Annotated in this window: 11 protein-coding genes; 4 read left to right on the top strand and 7 right to left on the bottom strand. The window is 58.1% G+C overall.

All coding sequences use genetic code 11. From position 1 onward, the window contains the following. Positions 1-117 precede the first annotated feature (117 nt). Both O3A94_02425 and O3A94_02430 read left to right on the top strand, forming a co-directional pair. On the top strand, positions 118-825 hold the full coding sequence (locus tag O3A94_02425) for a DUF1028 domain-containing protein (GenBank protein MDA1355105.1): 708 nt from the start codon (positions 118-120) through the stop codon (positions 823-825). Between the two features lie 179 nt (positions 826-1,004). After that, the gene (locus O3A94_02430; GenBank protein MDA1355106.1) at positions 1,005-1,178 is read left to right on the top strand and encodes a hypothetical protein; all 174 of its coding nucleotides are present in this window, start codon (positions 1,005-1,007) and stop codon (positions 1,176-1,178) included. Positions 1,179-1,308: 130 nt separating this feature from the next. Here O3A94_02430 and O3A94_02435 read toward each other — a convergent pair whose 3' ends face one another. The 3 genes from O3A94_02435 to O3A94_02445 all read right to left on the bottom strand — a co-directional run bounded on the left by O3A94_02435 (position 1,309) and on the right by O3A94_02445 (position 5,001). Continuing rightward, positions 1,309-1,554 carry a hypothetical protein gene (locus O3A94_02435; GenBank protein MDA1355107.1) on the bottom strand — a complete coding sequence of 82 codons (246 nt, stop codon included), beginning with the start codon at positions 1,552-1,554 and terminating at the stop codon, positions 1,309-1,311. A gap of 462 nt (positions 1,555-2,016) precedes the next feature. Next, on the bottom strand, positions 2,017-2,964 hold the full coding sequence (locus O3A94_02440) for an N-carbamoyl-D-amino-acid hydrolase (protein ID MDA1355108.1): 948 nt from the start codon (positions 2,962-2,964) through the stop codon (positions 2,017-2,019). A gap of 90 nt (positions 2,965-3,054) precedes the next feature. Further along, positions 3,055-5,001: a tetratricopeptide repeat protein gene (locus O3A94_02445; protein MDA1355109.1), complete on the bottom strand. Its 1,947-nt coding sequence runs from the start codon at positions 4,999-5,001 to the stop codon at positions 3,055-3,057. A 297-nt stretch (positions 5,002-5,298) separates the two neighbouring features. On the opposite strand from O3A94_02445, the gene O3A94_02450 reads away from it, so the two are divergent. After that, complete coding sequence (locus tag O3A94_02450) at positions 5,299-5,580, top strand: hypothetical protein (protein ID MDA1355110.1); 282 nt, start codon at positions 5,299-5,301, stop codon at positions 5,578-5,580. Here O3A94_02450 and O3A94_02455 read toward each other — a convergent pair. Genes O3A94_02455 through O3A94_02465 form a run of 3 tightly spaced genes read right to left on the bottom strand, consistent with a single transcriptional unit; the run spans position 5,564 to position 11,682 of the window. Next, positions 5,564-6,421, bottom strand: coding sequence for a phytanoyl-CoA dioxygenase family protein (locus O3A94_02455; protein MDA1355111.1), 858 nt, complete (start codon positions 6,419-6,421; stop codon positions 5,564-5,566). The two genes, O3A94_02450 and O3A94_02455, sit on opposite strands and share 17 nt — an antisense overlap. Before the next feature lie 10 nt (positions 6,422-6,431). Further along, positions 6,432-7,790, bottom strand: coding sequence for a Gfo/Idh/MocA family oxidoreductase (locus tag O3A94_02460; GenBank protein MDA1355112.1), 1,359 nt, complete (start codon positions 7,788-7,790; stop codon positions 6,432-6,434). A 13-nt stretch (positions 7,791-7,803) separates the two neighbouring features. Further along, positions 7,804-11,682, bottom strand: a complete 3,879-nt coding sequence (locus tag O3A94_02465; protein MDA1355113.1) for a hydantoinase B/oxoprolinase family protein — start codon at positions 11,680-11,682, stop codon at positions 7,804-7,806. Positions 11,683-11,883: 201 nt separating this feature from the next. Here O3A94_02465 and O3A94_02470 point away from each other — a divergent pair, with 201 nt between their 5' ends. Next, a complete protein-coding gene (locus O3A94_02470) occupies positions 11,884-13,140 on the top strand; it encodes an ABC transporter substrate-binding protein (protein MDA1355114.1) in 1,257 nt (418 codons plus the stop codon). 8 nt (positions 13,141-13,148) lie between these two features. Here O3A94_02470 and O3A94_02475 read toward each other — a convergent pair whose 3' ends face one another. Further along, positions 13,149-15,041, bottom strand: coding sequence for a hypothetical protein (locus O3A94_02475; protein ID MDA1355115.1), 1,893 nt, complete (start codon positions 15,039-15,041; stop codon positions 13,149-13,151). Positions 15,042-15,239: the final 198 nt, after the last annotated feature.

The raw sequence follows: 15,239 nt of genomic DNA on the forward strand, positions 1-15,239 counted from the left end.
ACCATAGCAAATTTGACCGCTCAGGGGGAGCGTCAGCTTAAGGGAAAGCGCTTTACCCTGTTTCTCAGCGCTCTTACGGCGCTATAAACCTTTTTTCTCCTATCAACCGGAGTGCATATGGCCCTCAATCTCACAACATTTTCCATTTCCGCGCGGGACCCCCACGACGGCACCCTCGGCGTCGCGGTTTCCACCAAAGTTCCAGCTGTCGGCAGTCTGTGCCCGTTTGTTCGCTTTGGCGCCGGCGCTGTTTCCACCCAAGCTTGGGTCAATCCCAGTCTCGGACCGCTGATTCTCGACCGCATGGCGCGAGGGGAAAGCGCGGACCAAGCGCTTGACCATGTGATTTCCGAAGAAACCGATGCCGAACTGCGCCAACTGGGGGTAGTGGATGTCAACGGCGGCTCGGCCGCCTTTACCGGGCGCGATACCGACGGCTGGTCCGGCCACCGGACGGGGGCGGACTACAGCGTGCAAGGCAATATGTTGGTCGGCGAGGACACCCTTGCTGCGATGGAAAGAGTGTTTTTATGCGCCACCGCGCCAACTCTTGGGGAGCGTCTCTTAATGGCGCTCGAGGCCGGCCAAGCGGCCGGCGGCGACCGCCGCGGCCGCCAATCCGCCGCAGTAATCGTCCGCGGACCGGAAGTCTTCCCGCTTGTTGATTTACGAGTCGATGAGCATCCCGACCCGGTTAAGGAGTTGCGGCGTATTTTTGAGGTCGCCAAAATCGAACTTTTCCCGTTCGTAAAGGCGCTTCCCTCATCGCAGAATCCGCGCGGCGATTTTGCTGCCGTTCGTGCCACGATGGCCCCTAAGGATTGAGTTCCGAACGAAGTTTTCGCAGAAGATTTGACGGCGAATTGGCCGGTGCCCGGGTCACGCAAGAGCGAAATTTATTCTAAAAGTCTCGAAAGCCAATGATAAAAATAACTCAGTCTTGAATATTAAAGCAATTTATCGGATGATTCGGTTATTGAACATTTATGATGAGGCGCAATTCCATGAGCTCTCAAGAACCGGAATCTTCTTCCAACTACGGCTGGCGTGAGTCCGACGGTGACTCAAAGCCCGGCGGGAATAGAAAAAAATTAATCTTCGCGGTCATCGCGATGGTCATCATCATGGGCTCGCCCTGGTGGATGACCGCCATACCCCAGTTCGGTTTCTCCAATTAAAAAAACCGGGTTGCCGGAACAGTCCGACAACCCGGTTCTCTCGTCTGTAACTCGGCTTCCGCCTCATGCACCGCAATAAAAGTCGCGCGGTGCACGGAAGCGAGCAGCCTTTTCTTTGTGTCGCCTAGCCTCAGCTGGACAGTGTTTTACGCCGCCAGAAGAGCCAGATGACGATACCTAAGGCAATCAGTCCGGCCAATCCATCGTCGCCCATTTCGCCCACAACACGCGTGATGTTGCCGACAATATCGCCCGGTAAGAAGGCCACAGTTCTTCCAAACAGGATTTGAAGAACTATGCCGAGCGCGATGAGCAACATGCCCACTTCGACAAGTTGTCCCATCCATTTCTTTACAGTATCTAATACGTCAGGCATGCCCCTACTTCCCTCGTTAATTCCAAGGTAATCGGATGATGATCAGAATAATCTAGACCCGATGATTGATCCGACATCATCTCGTTCGATTTGTAAACAAGCTATCTGCGATGGAATTTCTAAGCCTGTGGATGGCAAGTATTTCAACAAATTTCTGTTTTGCCCGAAAAAGTCGTAAATTTTCCAGACAAAATTCTGATAACCCATTTTCTTTCAGATAGTTACAGTTTATTTCGCAGGAAAGATTAAGGCCTTAATATACGCCGTCGTGGTTCATATGTGATGCCAACAACGCGTTTACATCGGATATGGCATATATGCACTGATGGGTGTCTTGCGGGCAGAAGTTAACCGATTTCGATTCACTTTTGCCAATTGGATGTTCATCGAGTCGGCGCGCCGACACCCGTATCACGACCCGTTAGCCGACCGTGATGGCCGCGCCTATCAGGCCGGATTTGGTTATTTTTCGGGCGGTGGAATGGCGCCCGTGCGTTCAGTAATGAGACCGTAATGCTCGATTCGGCGATGGGCGTCGAAGTTAAAAATCGTCTCGCGGATATATTTGCCGCGGTCGAGATCGCATTCGGCGGTGATCACCTCGTCGCCCTCGGTCGCCGTCAGTGCAACGATTTCCCCGGTCGGAGAAATAATGCAGCTGCCGCCCATATGATGGATGCCCTCTTCGATTCCAGCCTTGGCGCTGGCCAGCACCCAGGTGCCGTTCTGATAGGCGCCAGCTTGCATGGAGAGATGATTGTGGAACATGCCCAGATGCGGCGCTTCGGTCTTGGCGAACGGATTGGTGCTCGGCGTGTTGTAGCCGAGCATTACGACCTCAACGCCTTGTAAGCCGAGGACCCGGTAAGTCTCCGGCCATCTGCGATCGTTGCATATGCACATGCCCATGATTCCATCCATCGAACGGAACACTGGAAATCCTAGATCACCGACTTCAAAATAGCGTTTCTCCAAATGCTGGTGCGATTGGCCGGGCTGCGGTTCGGAATGGCCGGGCAGATGCACTTTTCTATATTTGCCGGCAATCTCGCCTTTTTCATCAACCAAAATAGCGGTGTTGAAATAATGCGTCGCGCCGTCGTCGCCGGTCAATTTTTCGGCATATCCAAGATGAAACCCAATACCCAGTTCTTTGCCGACTTCAAACAACGGCTGGGTCTCGTTTGACGGCACCTCGGTCTCGAAATAGCTGTCTATTTCTTCTTGGCTATCCAATAACCAGCGAGGAAAGAAAGTGGTAAGCGCCAGTTCGGGAAAAACGACAAGTTTAGCGCCGCGCCCATGCGCCTCGCGCATTAGCGCAATCAACCGGTCAACAACGTGGACGCGGCTTTCATCCCGAGCGACTGGGCCCATCTGGGCCACGGCGGCGATCATAGTTCTGGTCATGCGTTTTCCCCAATTTGGATGAAAATCTAATCTACCGCCATGCTAACGGAATATGCGGTTTGAGGGCAAACGCGGTGCCATGGGACTGGATTATTCCTGTCTTTGGCACAGCAGTCGAAACATGCCGCCGCTTATCTCAGAATTTTGACGCATGAACGCCTCATACTTTGCCAAGTCCTTTATGTCGGGGTCGTCGGGGCGACCAGTTTGATATTCCGCGCGCAAAGCCGAAGATGCGAACTGCCCAACGAGCAGCAAATCTTCTTGGGACAGCGCATCGGCTAATTCTTCTGCGCCCGCCCCGCCCTGTTCAGCCTCAGCGATGAGGCCAAAACACCCGCTCAAGTCATAAAACTCTCTCCGCCGCTGTAAAAATACGCTGGCACTACCGCTATCCCGCAGAATATCCCGGCGCGCAGCCTGCAAGCTGCCTTGCGCATGCTGGGCACCAAACTCGAATGCCGATCGCAACATTGCACTGCGCTCCGTGCAGGCCACGTCAAATCGCAGCAGACCGCCAGGCAGCAATAGACCGGCCAGAATGCGGAGCGACGCAAAGCTGTTGCCTCGGCGCGCATCGATAAAATGGTATTTTTGCCCAGCCGCCGCCGATATCGCGTCTTCCGCGGAAAACACAATGTTGCCGACGCCGAGCTTGAGCGCCCGATGGGCGCCATAGGCAAGCGCTTCGATATTGGCGTCGACGGCTGATATCCGGCAACCCGGCATGGCCAATGCCGTGCCGACAGCTTCCTGGCCGGAGCCACAGCGCGGATACAGAATGTCGCACGCTCCGGCACTCCACTCTGGCGGTGTAAACCGGGGAACCCGGTGGCGTAGGAAGGACATTAGTAACCCCGGCTGCGGCCGCGTGATATGCAGCCAGGGAAGTACCGCCGGCTCCGGTACCCTCTGTGCCCGGCTCACAGAGGGGCATGATGCTTCTATGCGCGCGGCCTCAGCCGCCAGGTCGCGCCCCTCTCGTACCGTAAGCAATATCAGTCGCCCCGCCTCGCCGCCGAGCGGCAGGTCCAGCAACCTGTTAGCGTCTTGTCGCGCCGCTAGAGGCCGGTACATCGCGTAGAGCTGCAGCGCGGCCCGCGCCGCGCCACTTACGCCGGTTCGAGAGTTTTTAACGAATTTACCCAACCGCTGCTCTTCCGCCTCCAAAATAATTTCTTCTTTCGTAGCGCTGCAGGCGACATAGCCGTTCAGATGGTTTTGCAACGCCACGGCGGCGGTCAAGCGCGCAACCGCCGGCGGCAGTTCCTCGCTGCCCCGATAATCCATCAACAATTTGCGCCGCAAACGAACACAAAATGATTCGATCACCGGGTCGCAATTGATGCACTCCTGCATCAGTCGAATGAAAAGCTCGTCCTCGGAGAGCCGCTCCACGATCCCGCTATCGATCTTGCCGTGCTCGGTCTGGAGGCCATATTTGGCTGAAAGAATCTCACCTGCCGCCGCAGCCAATTTTCGGCCATCCATGCATCCGCCGTGGAAAGCGGCGATAGCAGCCGCTTCACATTCCTGCCAGCCGCCCCGCCGACGCATGTCATCGCTCAAACCGTGTCTGGCCACAAACTCGCTAAGTGCGATGATAATTTCACGATCGCGGGAAGCCTTGCTGAACGCGAGACGTAGCTCATCAAAGGCCTCTTCCTCTCGTCCCATATGCTCAAGCACATCCGCCCGTATGATTTTTGTCGGGGTGAGGCCGGGCGCCAGTTCGCACGCCTTGTCTGCCAAGGGAAGAGCTTCTTCCGGCTTTCTATGGCTTAAGAAGACGCGAGCCAAAGCTGCATAAACCAGCGGTTGGTTGAAATTCACCAACAGAGATTCCTGATAGACGTTGACGGCTTCCTCCAAGCGGCCCTGATCGCTTAATGCCTGTCCGAGACAAGTCAGCGCCGCCGCCCGATTATCGGGATCAATCTCCACCGCTTCGCGCGCCGCAGCTTCGCTCTGCCGCAAATCTCCGGCGCGGCGCAAACGGCCCGCCTCGGCGACCCTGCGCGCCGACTCTCTATGCAAATCCTCTTTCTTGTGATTTTCCACCAAAATTCGACGACCCCGGTGTCCGCTATGATTCCATTTGGGATATAGCAAATATCATTTGTAATATAGCGGTTAAGAAAACGTAAAAATGGCTGCCGCTAAATGGGGCTTGAAAATGATTCGCAGAGCAATATTTGGATTTATCGTCGTGGCGATGAGCCTCACGAGCGCCGCTGCGTCGCACGCAAATGACGCGCTGCTCGGGCGCGGCGCCTAACTCGTGAACGGTGTCGTCACTTGCGGCAATTGTCACAACATGCGCGACCCCCAGATATGCGCCTCATCGTGAATATGGAGCTTGCCGGCGGCCTTGTCCTCGAGGAAAAGCCATTCACCGTGCGCATTCCCAAAATAACGCCCGACTTGGCCACCGGTATCGGCGCCTGGAGCAATGTGGAAATCATTGCCGCGTTAACTAACTGCGTACGCCCCGACGGCAGTCAAATCCACCCGTTCATGCCATACGGATTGTATGCCAACATGGAAAAGGCCGATATCGCTGCGCTGGTCGCGTTCCTGCGTACCGTGAAGCGAGTCGTCAAGGCGCAGAAATAGCGTCCTTAGGGTTATAAACGCCTTTTTCGGCCGCGCCTTTATAGAGGATCGCATTGTGGCTCTCATTTGCCGCGATGTAGTGCGCGATGGCGTTCTCCGACAGGTCGGCGTCTGGGGGCGTTTCATGGTCAAAATGGCCGAATTCGTCTTTGCCGCGCACCAACAGCGCGCGGTCCCGACCGTGAATTTGATGCAAATGCGTCGGGATATAGCGGATGGTAAAGCCCATACGCCGATCATCGCCCTTGTTTGGACCGGAGCCATGGATGGTGCGAATATGGTGGAGTGAAACCTCGCCCGGCTCGAGTTCGATATCCACCGCCGCGTCCTCGTCGATTTCTGTTTCAACCTCTTGGCCACGGGTCAGCAAACTATTCTTATTGTACGTCTCGCGGTGCGATAACTGCCCCTCCAAATGTGAGCCGCGAATCATCCGCATGGCGCCCGATGCCACGGTCGCTGGCGATAGTGCCAACCACACATTGACCACTTCGGGCCCGCTCAGACCCCAATAAGTCGAATCCTGATGCCATCCCACATAGCGCAAATTACCGGGATCTTTGTTGAAGAACAGGGACGCCCAGCAAAATATATCCGGGCCAATTAAATCTTCCACCACATCGAGGATGGTCTCGTTGCGCACCGCAGCGTCGAGACTCTTCAACAGTAGATGCGGTTTATGCCGAAAGGCGCCGCCGATCTCCTCCATGCGTTCGCGCTCGACCATTTCCACGTCGCGCCGGCAGTGTGCCACCTCGTTCGCGTCCAGCGCGCGGATCGGATGATAGAAGCCGTCTCTCTCATATTGCGCGATGGCTGCGTCAGTCAAAACCTTGGGCATGGCCCGCTCCTTAATTTGCTTTCGCCTCTGAAGGCGCGAAGGTTGCTTCCATCTCACGGCGAATTGTGACCGCTTGCGATGTTAAATCAATATCGACGTCGGACCAGCGGATTTTTTCATCCCGGGCGACTGCGTGCCTGAGCCTAACACCATGTGCCAAGCCAATCGGCAGGCCATCCGCCGCCAGGCTCGCAGCCGCCGGCATCAGCGTGCCGTAAACCGTGTATCCGCCTTCACCGTCGAGCGTATCCCCGGCCTTCAAATTATTTTTTGCTGTGGCCACGGCGTCGCCGCGGAAACCGTTGGGTGCGCCGGTGGCTTCACCGCGCAGCGCGGCACTGGCGACCGATATGCCAAGCTCCAAGCCGATCAAATGAAACGGCTTGAACATTGCCGCGTAGCGTCCACTCGGGTCAGTCGGGATGCCGTATTCCTGAAAACTTGTCACCGCGTAATCGCTCGGCGCTTCGAACACGACATATACCCCCCAGCGCAGGTCGCCGATAACATCACCGCCGCCAGGCTCGAGACTGGAGATGACCTCCACCTGTCCCTTGTGGTGGAGGAGTCCGCCATCCGCAGTCGGGCGAAGCTGTTTGGCCAATTCGGAAACCCCACATGCCGGAAAGCTCAATCCTCCAGGCGCCGGGGTCAAGCCCGTGGCGTTGGCGACGGCGGTCATTTCAATCGCCGATTTGGTACCGTCGAGAAAGGAATTAAACATCTGCGCGTTAAGCCCATGCGCCGCTGCATGATCGGCATCAATGCCGTAATGCGACCAGACATCGTCGGGCGTAACATGATGATAGCCCGGTAAATATTTCGTGCCCTTCCCTGCCGCCACCACTTCGAAGCCGCTGGCCCGTGCCCAGTCCACCTGCTCGGCGATGAGCGCTGGTTGATCGCCGTAAGCCAGGCTGTAAACCAGCCCGGCCGCCTCGGCCCGGCGCGCCAATAGCGGACCAGCCAGGGCGTCGGCCTCGACATTAACCATCACGATATGACGACCGTGCTCGAGACAAGCCAGAGCGTGGGCGATGCCGGCCGGTGGATTGCCGGTGGCGTCGACCACGAGTTCCATGCCGTCGGCAGCGATCAGCGCGTCGACGTCGTCGGTGATATGTGTGGCGCCGGTCTTGCGTGCAGCGGCGAAGCTCGGCGCCTCGGCGGCGTTGGCGGGCCACCCGGCTGCGGCGAGCGCTGTCCGTCCACGCTCGGCATCGAGATCGGCAATCGCCATCACATGCATGCCCGGGGTGTGCCGCGCCTGGGCAAGAAACATGGTGGCAAATTTTCCGGCGCCGATAATGCCGATACGGATTGGCCGGCCTTCTTCCGCGCGCTGGGCAAGCAAGCGATAGAGATTCATGGCGGCGCCTCCCCTACTCTGCCGCCAGCGCGCCGCGCCGAGCGATTGTGGCATCGGCGTCGATCGCCAGGGTGCCGTCTTCAGCGCTGCCGGTCAGCACCACACCGTATAGGTTTTCCGCAGTCTCGTGCGTAACAAATTTTTCCACGACGTCTTCTAGCACTGCTTCGGCCTTGCGGCTGCGCGACTCGCCATAGCCGCTGCCGCCATTGTCTATCGAGCGCACGAATTCGCCGGCACCGAGTGTCAGCATCACGCCGTTGGGCTGAAATTCTTCCGAACCGTCTATTTTTATATGGCCGTGATAGGCGTGATTGGCGTCATGCCCGCCAAGAACGCCCTGCGGTGGATTTATCGTGCCGCCGCCCATGATGCTGATCGTCATCGGGTCATGCCTGGGGCCGAAGATCACCTCGGTCGCGGGTCCGCCGCGCTGCCGCCCAGCGCCGCCTGAATCGGCCAATAGGCGTTGCGAGCGGACCATCACCGGAAAGCGCTGTTCGTCGAACTCAATACTGTCGCGGTGCAACAGACCAGCGCCGCCCGGTGTCAGAAGATAAATCATGCCGTCATTGGCCGGCTGCGCCGGGCCGCCGCCGCCCATCACATAGACCTGATTAATATAATCCGCCCCGCCGCGCCGCCAATCGGTTCCCGAAATAACGCCCATGCCGGCAGCGAAACAGAGATTGCCCTGCGCCATGCCGTAGCCATCACCGAGCTGGGTGAACGCGGATTGGGTGAGGTTCACCACCACATCGGCGATGCTCGTCGTCGCCAGCGAACAGCAATGCGGAAAGCGCGGAATGCCGACAACGCAATTCTCGCGCAACAGCACATTCACACGACGAAAACTGCCCGCATTGGCCGGCAGGTCAGGTTCCAAATTCTCAAACACGCCCTGGATTGCGTTGGCGCTGGCGCAAGCCTCAGTGAGATTGAGACCGGCATCGATGCAATCCGGATTGTCGCGCAAATCCACTGTGATCATGCCGGCGTCCGGTTCGATCTCCACTTTGACGGTGATATCCACTCCGTCAGGCAGAAACGGCTCGACCGGATCATGCGTGCCGTAATTGATCAGCGTGCCCTTAGGCAGCTTCTGAATGGCATGCAGCGCGCGGCGCTCGGCGTAATCGAACCAATCGGAGACAAACTGACGCACCCGGGCGACGCCATATTTGTCAGTAAACTGCTTCAGCCGCCGCTCCCCGATGCGAGCCGCGCCCAATTGCGACAGATAATCGCCATACCATTGATCGGGCACCCGTATGCGGCGCCGACAGATACGAATGATATCTTCATTGTCCTTGCCATCGCGCTGAATGCGTACACACGGGAAGATCAGCGCACCCTCTTCATAAACGTCGCGCGCGCGCGGCGTGTAGGTGGTGGGGATCGAATCGCCGCAATCCGCCTGATGGCCTTTGACGGTGACGGTAAACAGATGTTCGCCGTCATGAAACATCGGCACCATGATCGACCAATCGGCAGCATGGCTGTTGCCGTCATAGGGGTCGTTGTGGAGATAGGCATCGCCTTCGCGGTACCCCGGATGCTCGCGCGCAATCGACGCGGTTTGCAGGTGCGAGCCAAAGATATGCGCCGGTATGCCCTCGGCGGTGGCGAGCAATTCGTTTTCCGCGGTGACGATGGAGCAGGAAAAATCGCGCGATTGGCCGATCACGGCGGAGCGTGCCGTGCGCATCACGACGCCCTGCATTTCGCGCAAGATGGCGTCGATGCGATTGGCCATGATCGCCAAATCCACTGAATCTATCGGCGCATCATCAGCTAGAGGTATCGCTTTCGCATCGGGTGCCGTGTCGAGAATATAATTGCCGGCAGCACTCACCCGTGCCTTCATGCCGGGATAGACGACAATGGTGGTGGTCGGTTCCTCGACCAGGGCGGGACCTGAAAATTCCGCGCCCGGTGCCAAATCGGCGCCGCGGTAGACGGGTGTATCAAGCCGGCCATGAGCGCCGAAATAGGCTTGCTTGAGGCGCGCCGCCTTCGCCACGCCACCACGTTCGGCACCCGAGGATTGTGGCGAAGGCCTCTCCAGGAGCGCGGTCAGGCGAGCTTTCCAATGTAGGCATTCAAGCATGCCGTTCTCTTCTTTGACGCCGTAGAGACGCTCATGCACCTCATGGAATTTTTCGACTAGCGCCGCGACCGCGCCAGCTTCGCCGAAATCGGTTCCGGCCAATTCAATCTCGGTTTCCCATTGTTGATTGAGGTAGCGCGCATCGACGAAATACTGGCTGTGGAACTCGACGATTCCGCGCTTGCGCAAGCCGTCGGCAAAAGTCTCCATTTGGGTTTCAAGGTCGGCCAGCGTGTCGGCCACCAGTTCGCCGTCCCAATGATCGGTGCGGACATATTGGCTGGCACTGAACTCGGCGACGATATCGGAATATTGCGCACCGCAGGCGCTCAGCACGCCCGCTGTCTTGGGCAGCAGCACCTGACGGCAGCCAAGCGCTTCGGCGATCGGCAATATGTTTAGCCCGGCCGCGCCGCCGCCGGCGACAAGAATACTCTCGCGCGGGTTCACGCCTTCATTGACGGTAATTTCCTCGATCGCCTTGATCATCGATTCGCTGGCGATGCGGAGAATTGAAAACGCCGCCTCATCAAGCGCCAAATCAAGCGCCGCAGCGATCCCGCCAACCGCCGCACGCGCCGCTTCACTATCGAGCGGCATGCGCCCATCAAGAAAATGATCGGGGTCGACATAGCCCAGTACCACGGCGGCATCGGTCACCGTCGGCTCGGTGCCGCCGCGCCCATAACAGGCCGGTCCCGGTACCGCGCCGGCACTGCCTGGCCCGACACGCAACAGCCCGCCTGAATCGATCCACGCAAGTGACCCGCCACCGGCGCCGACGCTTCTGACATCAACCGAAGACAGACCGAGATTATGTCCGTAAAAAAGCGGCCCGAGCCACGTCTCACGGGTAAATTTGACCTCGCCATTACGCACCAAGCTGACATCGAAGGTGGTGCCGCCGGTATCAACGACGAGCACGTCGGTGCTGAGTTTTTCCGCCTCGGCATAGGCGATGCCGGCGCGCGGCGCCATAGCCGGACCAGACTTGACCATATAAATCGGCCGCTCGGCGACATCCGCCACATGCATCACGCCCCCCGAGACGGTGCTGACAAGCATTTCCCCGGCGAAACCAATGGCATTCAAATCGCCCTGCAATTCTCTCAAATGCGCCTGCATGCGCGGCTTGAGCGAGGCATCGATGGCCGTCGAGGAGGCGCGCGGGTATTCGCGCAAGATCGGATTGAGCTGATGCGACAGCGTGAAAGGCGTGCCCGGCATCTCTTCTTCGATCAGCTCGCCAACGCGCACCTCGTGCGCCCGGTTCTTGATCGACCACAGCAAACACACTGCTACCGCTTCAACGCCGAGCTTGTTGAGGCGCTTTAGAGATTGCCGCACCGCCGCCTCGTCAAGCGCCTTCTCAACCCCGCCTTCGGCATTGATGCGCTCCGGCACCTCAACGGTCAGGCTTCTCGGTACATAGGGCTTGAGCGGGTCGATCTGCATTTCAAACGGATGCAGCTTGCCGCCTTGGCGGTAGACCAAGATATCCGGAAAGCCTTCGGTCAACAGCATCGCTGTTTTGGCGGTGCTACCGGTGATGATCGCATTGGTCGCCCACGTCGTGCCGTAGATCAGGACTTCCGTGCCTCCGATCAAGCCGGCTAGATCGAGTGACATGTTGCGCGCCGCATCCTTTAGCCCGTCGATCACGCCGCCCGAGCTGCGTTCCGGCGTGCTCGGCGCTTTGCCGAGGGTGAGCGCGCCGTTGTCATCGGCGACGACGATATCGGTGAAGGTACCGCCGGTATCGATAGCGATTCTGTATTTCATAAGGCTCAGCCATTTTCTCGCCGCGACGCAAATATCGCCGCCAACTATATCGCGTATCTCCCGGCGATCTAATTTCAATTCACATTGCGAAATTCCCAGCGCCGTGTTTACAGTTCGCCAGTCTTTTCATTTCATCCCGGCCATTTGGCAGCGATCAATTTGGCGAATCCTTCGCCCCGCCTGCGATACGTATATCCGCCTATGACCGCTTTTTTCCGTCTGTTGATATTCCTCGCCGTAAGCTCTTTAGGCGGTGCGTTAGCGGCCACCGCACCACAAGCCGAAGACGCCATCCATATTGGCGTTTTAGCGGCGCAGAGCGGGCCATATGCCGAATACGGCATTGAGGCCAAACGCGGCGCTGAACTGGCGTTGGCTGAATTCGACGGCCGTGCCGGCGGCAGGCCAGTGCAACTCATCTTCGAAACCGGCGATGGCGCGCCCGAGGCGGTCCAGGCTCGGGCGCAATCCCTGGCGACAGAAAGCGCGGCGAAAATTATCGTCGGCCCGCTCAGCGGCGGCGAAGGCCAGGCCCTCAAGGCGTTCGCTAAAACCGCCCCCGCGATCACCTTTTTGAACGGCGCCTCAGCGGCGCGCGACCTAACCTTGCTCGACCCGGCGGCAAACTTTTTCCGCTTTACCACGGATGCGGCGCAATGGATGGCCGGCCTCGGCAGATACGCGTATGCTGACAAAGGCTATCGCCGAATTGTCACATTGGGCGAAAATTATTCTTTTCCCTACATCCAAGTGATGGGGTTCCTGGTTGAATTCTGCGCTCTGGGAGGCAGTGTCGCTGAGCATTATTGGTTGCCGCTCAGCGATAAGCCCTATGCCGCAATCACTGCGCAGCTCGCCGCCGTCGAAGCCGATGCGATATTCATCACGCTCGACGGCAGCGCCACGGCGGAATTTCTCACGCAATATTGGAAAGATGGCGGCACGCTTCCGATCATCGGCGGGTCAGTTACCTTCGATCCCGCCCTGCTCGGCCGCAACTCGTTGTTTCATGCTGACCTGTCGGGTGCGATTTCCGCGTCTCCGCTTGCCGACGGCGATCGGGGCAGAGGCTGGCAACAATTCGTTGCTGACTATCGCGCGCGGTATCCTGACGCCGCCGAGGTACCGTCCCTCTTCGCCTTTAGCTACTACGTCAACACCAAGGCCGCGCTCTTGGCCTTGGATGCGGTGGATGGCGAGCTTTCTGGCGGGCAGACCGTATTTCGCGAGGCGCTGGCAGAGCTGAGCTTCGAGACCCCGGCGGGGCGCGTTTCGCTCGACGAAAACCGTCAGGCGATTGCCAACAATTACGTCCTCGAAATCACGCTTGGCGAAGACAATCGCCTGCATCATGAAGTGGTCTATGTCGCCACAAACGTCGATCAGACTCTGGGGCTAGGACGCGAGCGCTACCTTGCGCTCGGCGGCCCCGGCCCACAAATGCCGAGCTGCCCCTAAGCCGTGCTTTAGAGCTCGCCGGCGAGGCCGACCCTCTCCAGCGTCGCCACGGTTGGCCGGCCGTTATCTTCCCAGCCCATCTGACCGTAATAATCTTTCACCATGCCTTCAAGATGCGGCTTGATGGTCTTTCCCGCCGCCCTGCCTTCGGTCGGCGCTTCCAACAGCCGGTCGGAAACATCGAACTCATCCTTGGCCGTAAAGCCGCGTTTGATGGCGATGATGCGCTGCATATTGATCAAGCGTTCACCGACCGCTAGGGCCTCGGCCTGATCAAAACCCTTCCAACCAGTGGCCAGTTCAATGGCTTTGGCAGAATTAGGTAGCACGCCCTTCACGCCCCAACAGGCAAACCAGCACACGCCGAGCGAATCTTCCCATAATTTTTTCGCTTGGGTCTTGGCTACTGCCTCGGCCTTGCCTTCGGTAATGAAGGGCTCGGCGATTTCGGTATAGCCGAGGTCAGGTTCTGTGGTCCACGCATCAACGCCCGGACCTTGCCAACAAACGCCAGCTCCAGCCACAATTTGGCCGAGTAGGACGCTCCAAGCCGGTCGCCAATCATGTAAATTGATGCCGCTGCCACGGATGTGAAGAACGCAGGCTTCCGCCGGCGGGCCCAATAGCGCCGCCGCTTCCTTGAGGCCTTTGGTCAGAACGCGCCCGCCGAACCCCTCGCCGCTGCACATCTGGTCGATAAGCGTCACCGCAGAATCGAAATTTCCCCAATTCAGCTCGAGGCCGCCGGTGTCCTGAGGCGACAATAGCTCGCGCTCGTAAAGCTCATAGCACATGCCCATCAGGGCTCCGGCGACCGATGAATCGATCCCCATGCCGTCAAAATGATCGGTCAACGCCAAGGCTTCATCGGGATCTTCGATACCAATCATTGCCGCCGCGCCTTCGATATTCTCACCGCCGCCGCACATGCTCGCGGTAAAGCCGGCGAATTTGCCGCTGTTGATGGTGCAGTCATAGGCGCAGGCGATGCTGCAATTGTAGGATTCCTTCGGCACCACAGTCCAATCTTCGGCCGCCCTGTCGACAAACTTCTGGGCATAACTCTCGCCCCAATTCGGATCGGTCAAATTCTTGCAGCCGATCATGCTCTCTGCCGCAACATAGGTATAAATACGGGTAATGCCGCCTTCCTTCAGCAGCGAACCAACAGCCGGTGTGCCTTCCCCTGGCTTGCGCTCGGCGGTAATTGAATCGTCCCATCTCTTCGTCACGTCAGCGAATCCATTGGCATCAACCAGCGCTGGCGTGCCGGTGCCACGCACTGCCACCGCCTTCAGCAACTTGGAACCCATGACCGCACCGATGCCGCCTTTATGGGCGCCGTGATTGCGGTCATTCTTTACCGAGGCGCCGTGCAGCATGGCCTCCCCCGCCGGGCCAATACAAGCGACGCTGATTTTCTCTTCATCGCCCAACTCACGCTTGATCAGACGCTCCGTTTCGCGCGTGTCCTTGCCCCAAAGGTGTGACGCATCGCGAATTTCGACCTTGTCATCATCGACCCAAAGATAGACCGGCTTGTCGGCCTTGCCGGTGAACACGATGCCGTCATAGCCGGCATGTTTGAGATAGGCCGCCCAAAAGCCGTGGCTATGGCCTGTCGCCACCGCGTAAGGCGTGTCGTAATTCAACGAGACGATGGCGAGATTGGACGAACTTGGCGCTGAAGTCCCGGCCAGGGGGCCGTTCATCATCATGAACGGTGCATCCGGGTCTGTCGCATTCATGCCGGCATGAGTTTCATCGAGGAGGATACGCATCCCGAGGCCGATTCCGCCGACATACTTCCTCAGCACGGCTTCGTCCGGCAACGGTTGATTCTCGCAACTCCCCCTACTCAGATTGACCCGTAGTAGTTTCCCCGCATATCCGCCCAACATAACGCCACTCCCCACAGTTAGGATTTCGAAACACTCTTTTGTTAGAGATTAACAAACCTAAGGCATCGGAGTCTCATGAGACTTTGGCTTGGCTCAGTTCGACCGGCCCAATTTATCCAAAGCGGGAAGCAGCATGACGAAACGATCCCCAGCAAAAGATGATCCTCTTTCGCTGGCATTTGAATTTCAGCGGACAGG

Source organism: Pseudomonadota bacterium, from assembly GCA_027624955.1.
Taxonomy (GTDB): Bacteria; Pseudomonadota; Alphaproteobacteria; order UBA828; family UBA828; genus PTKB01.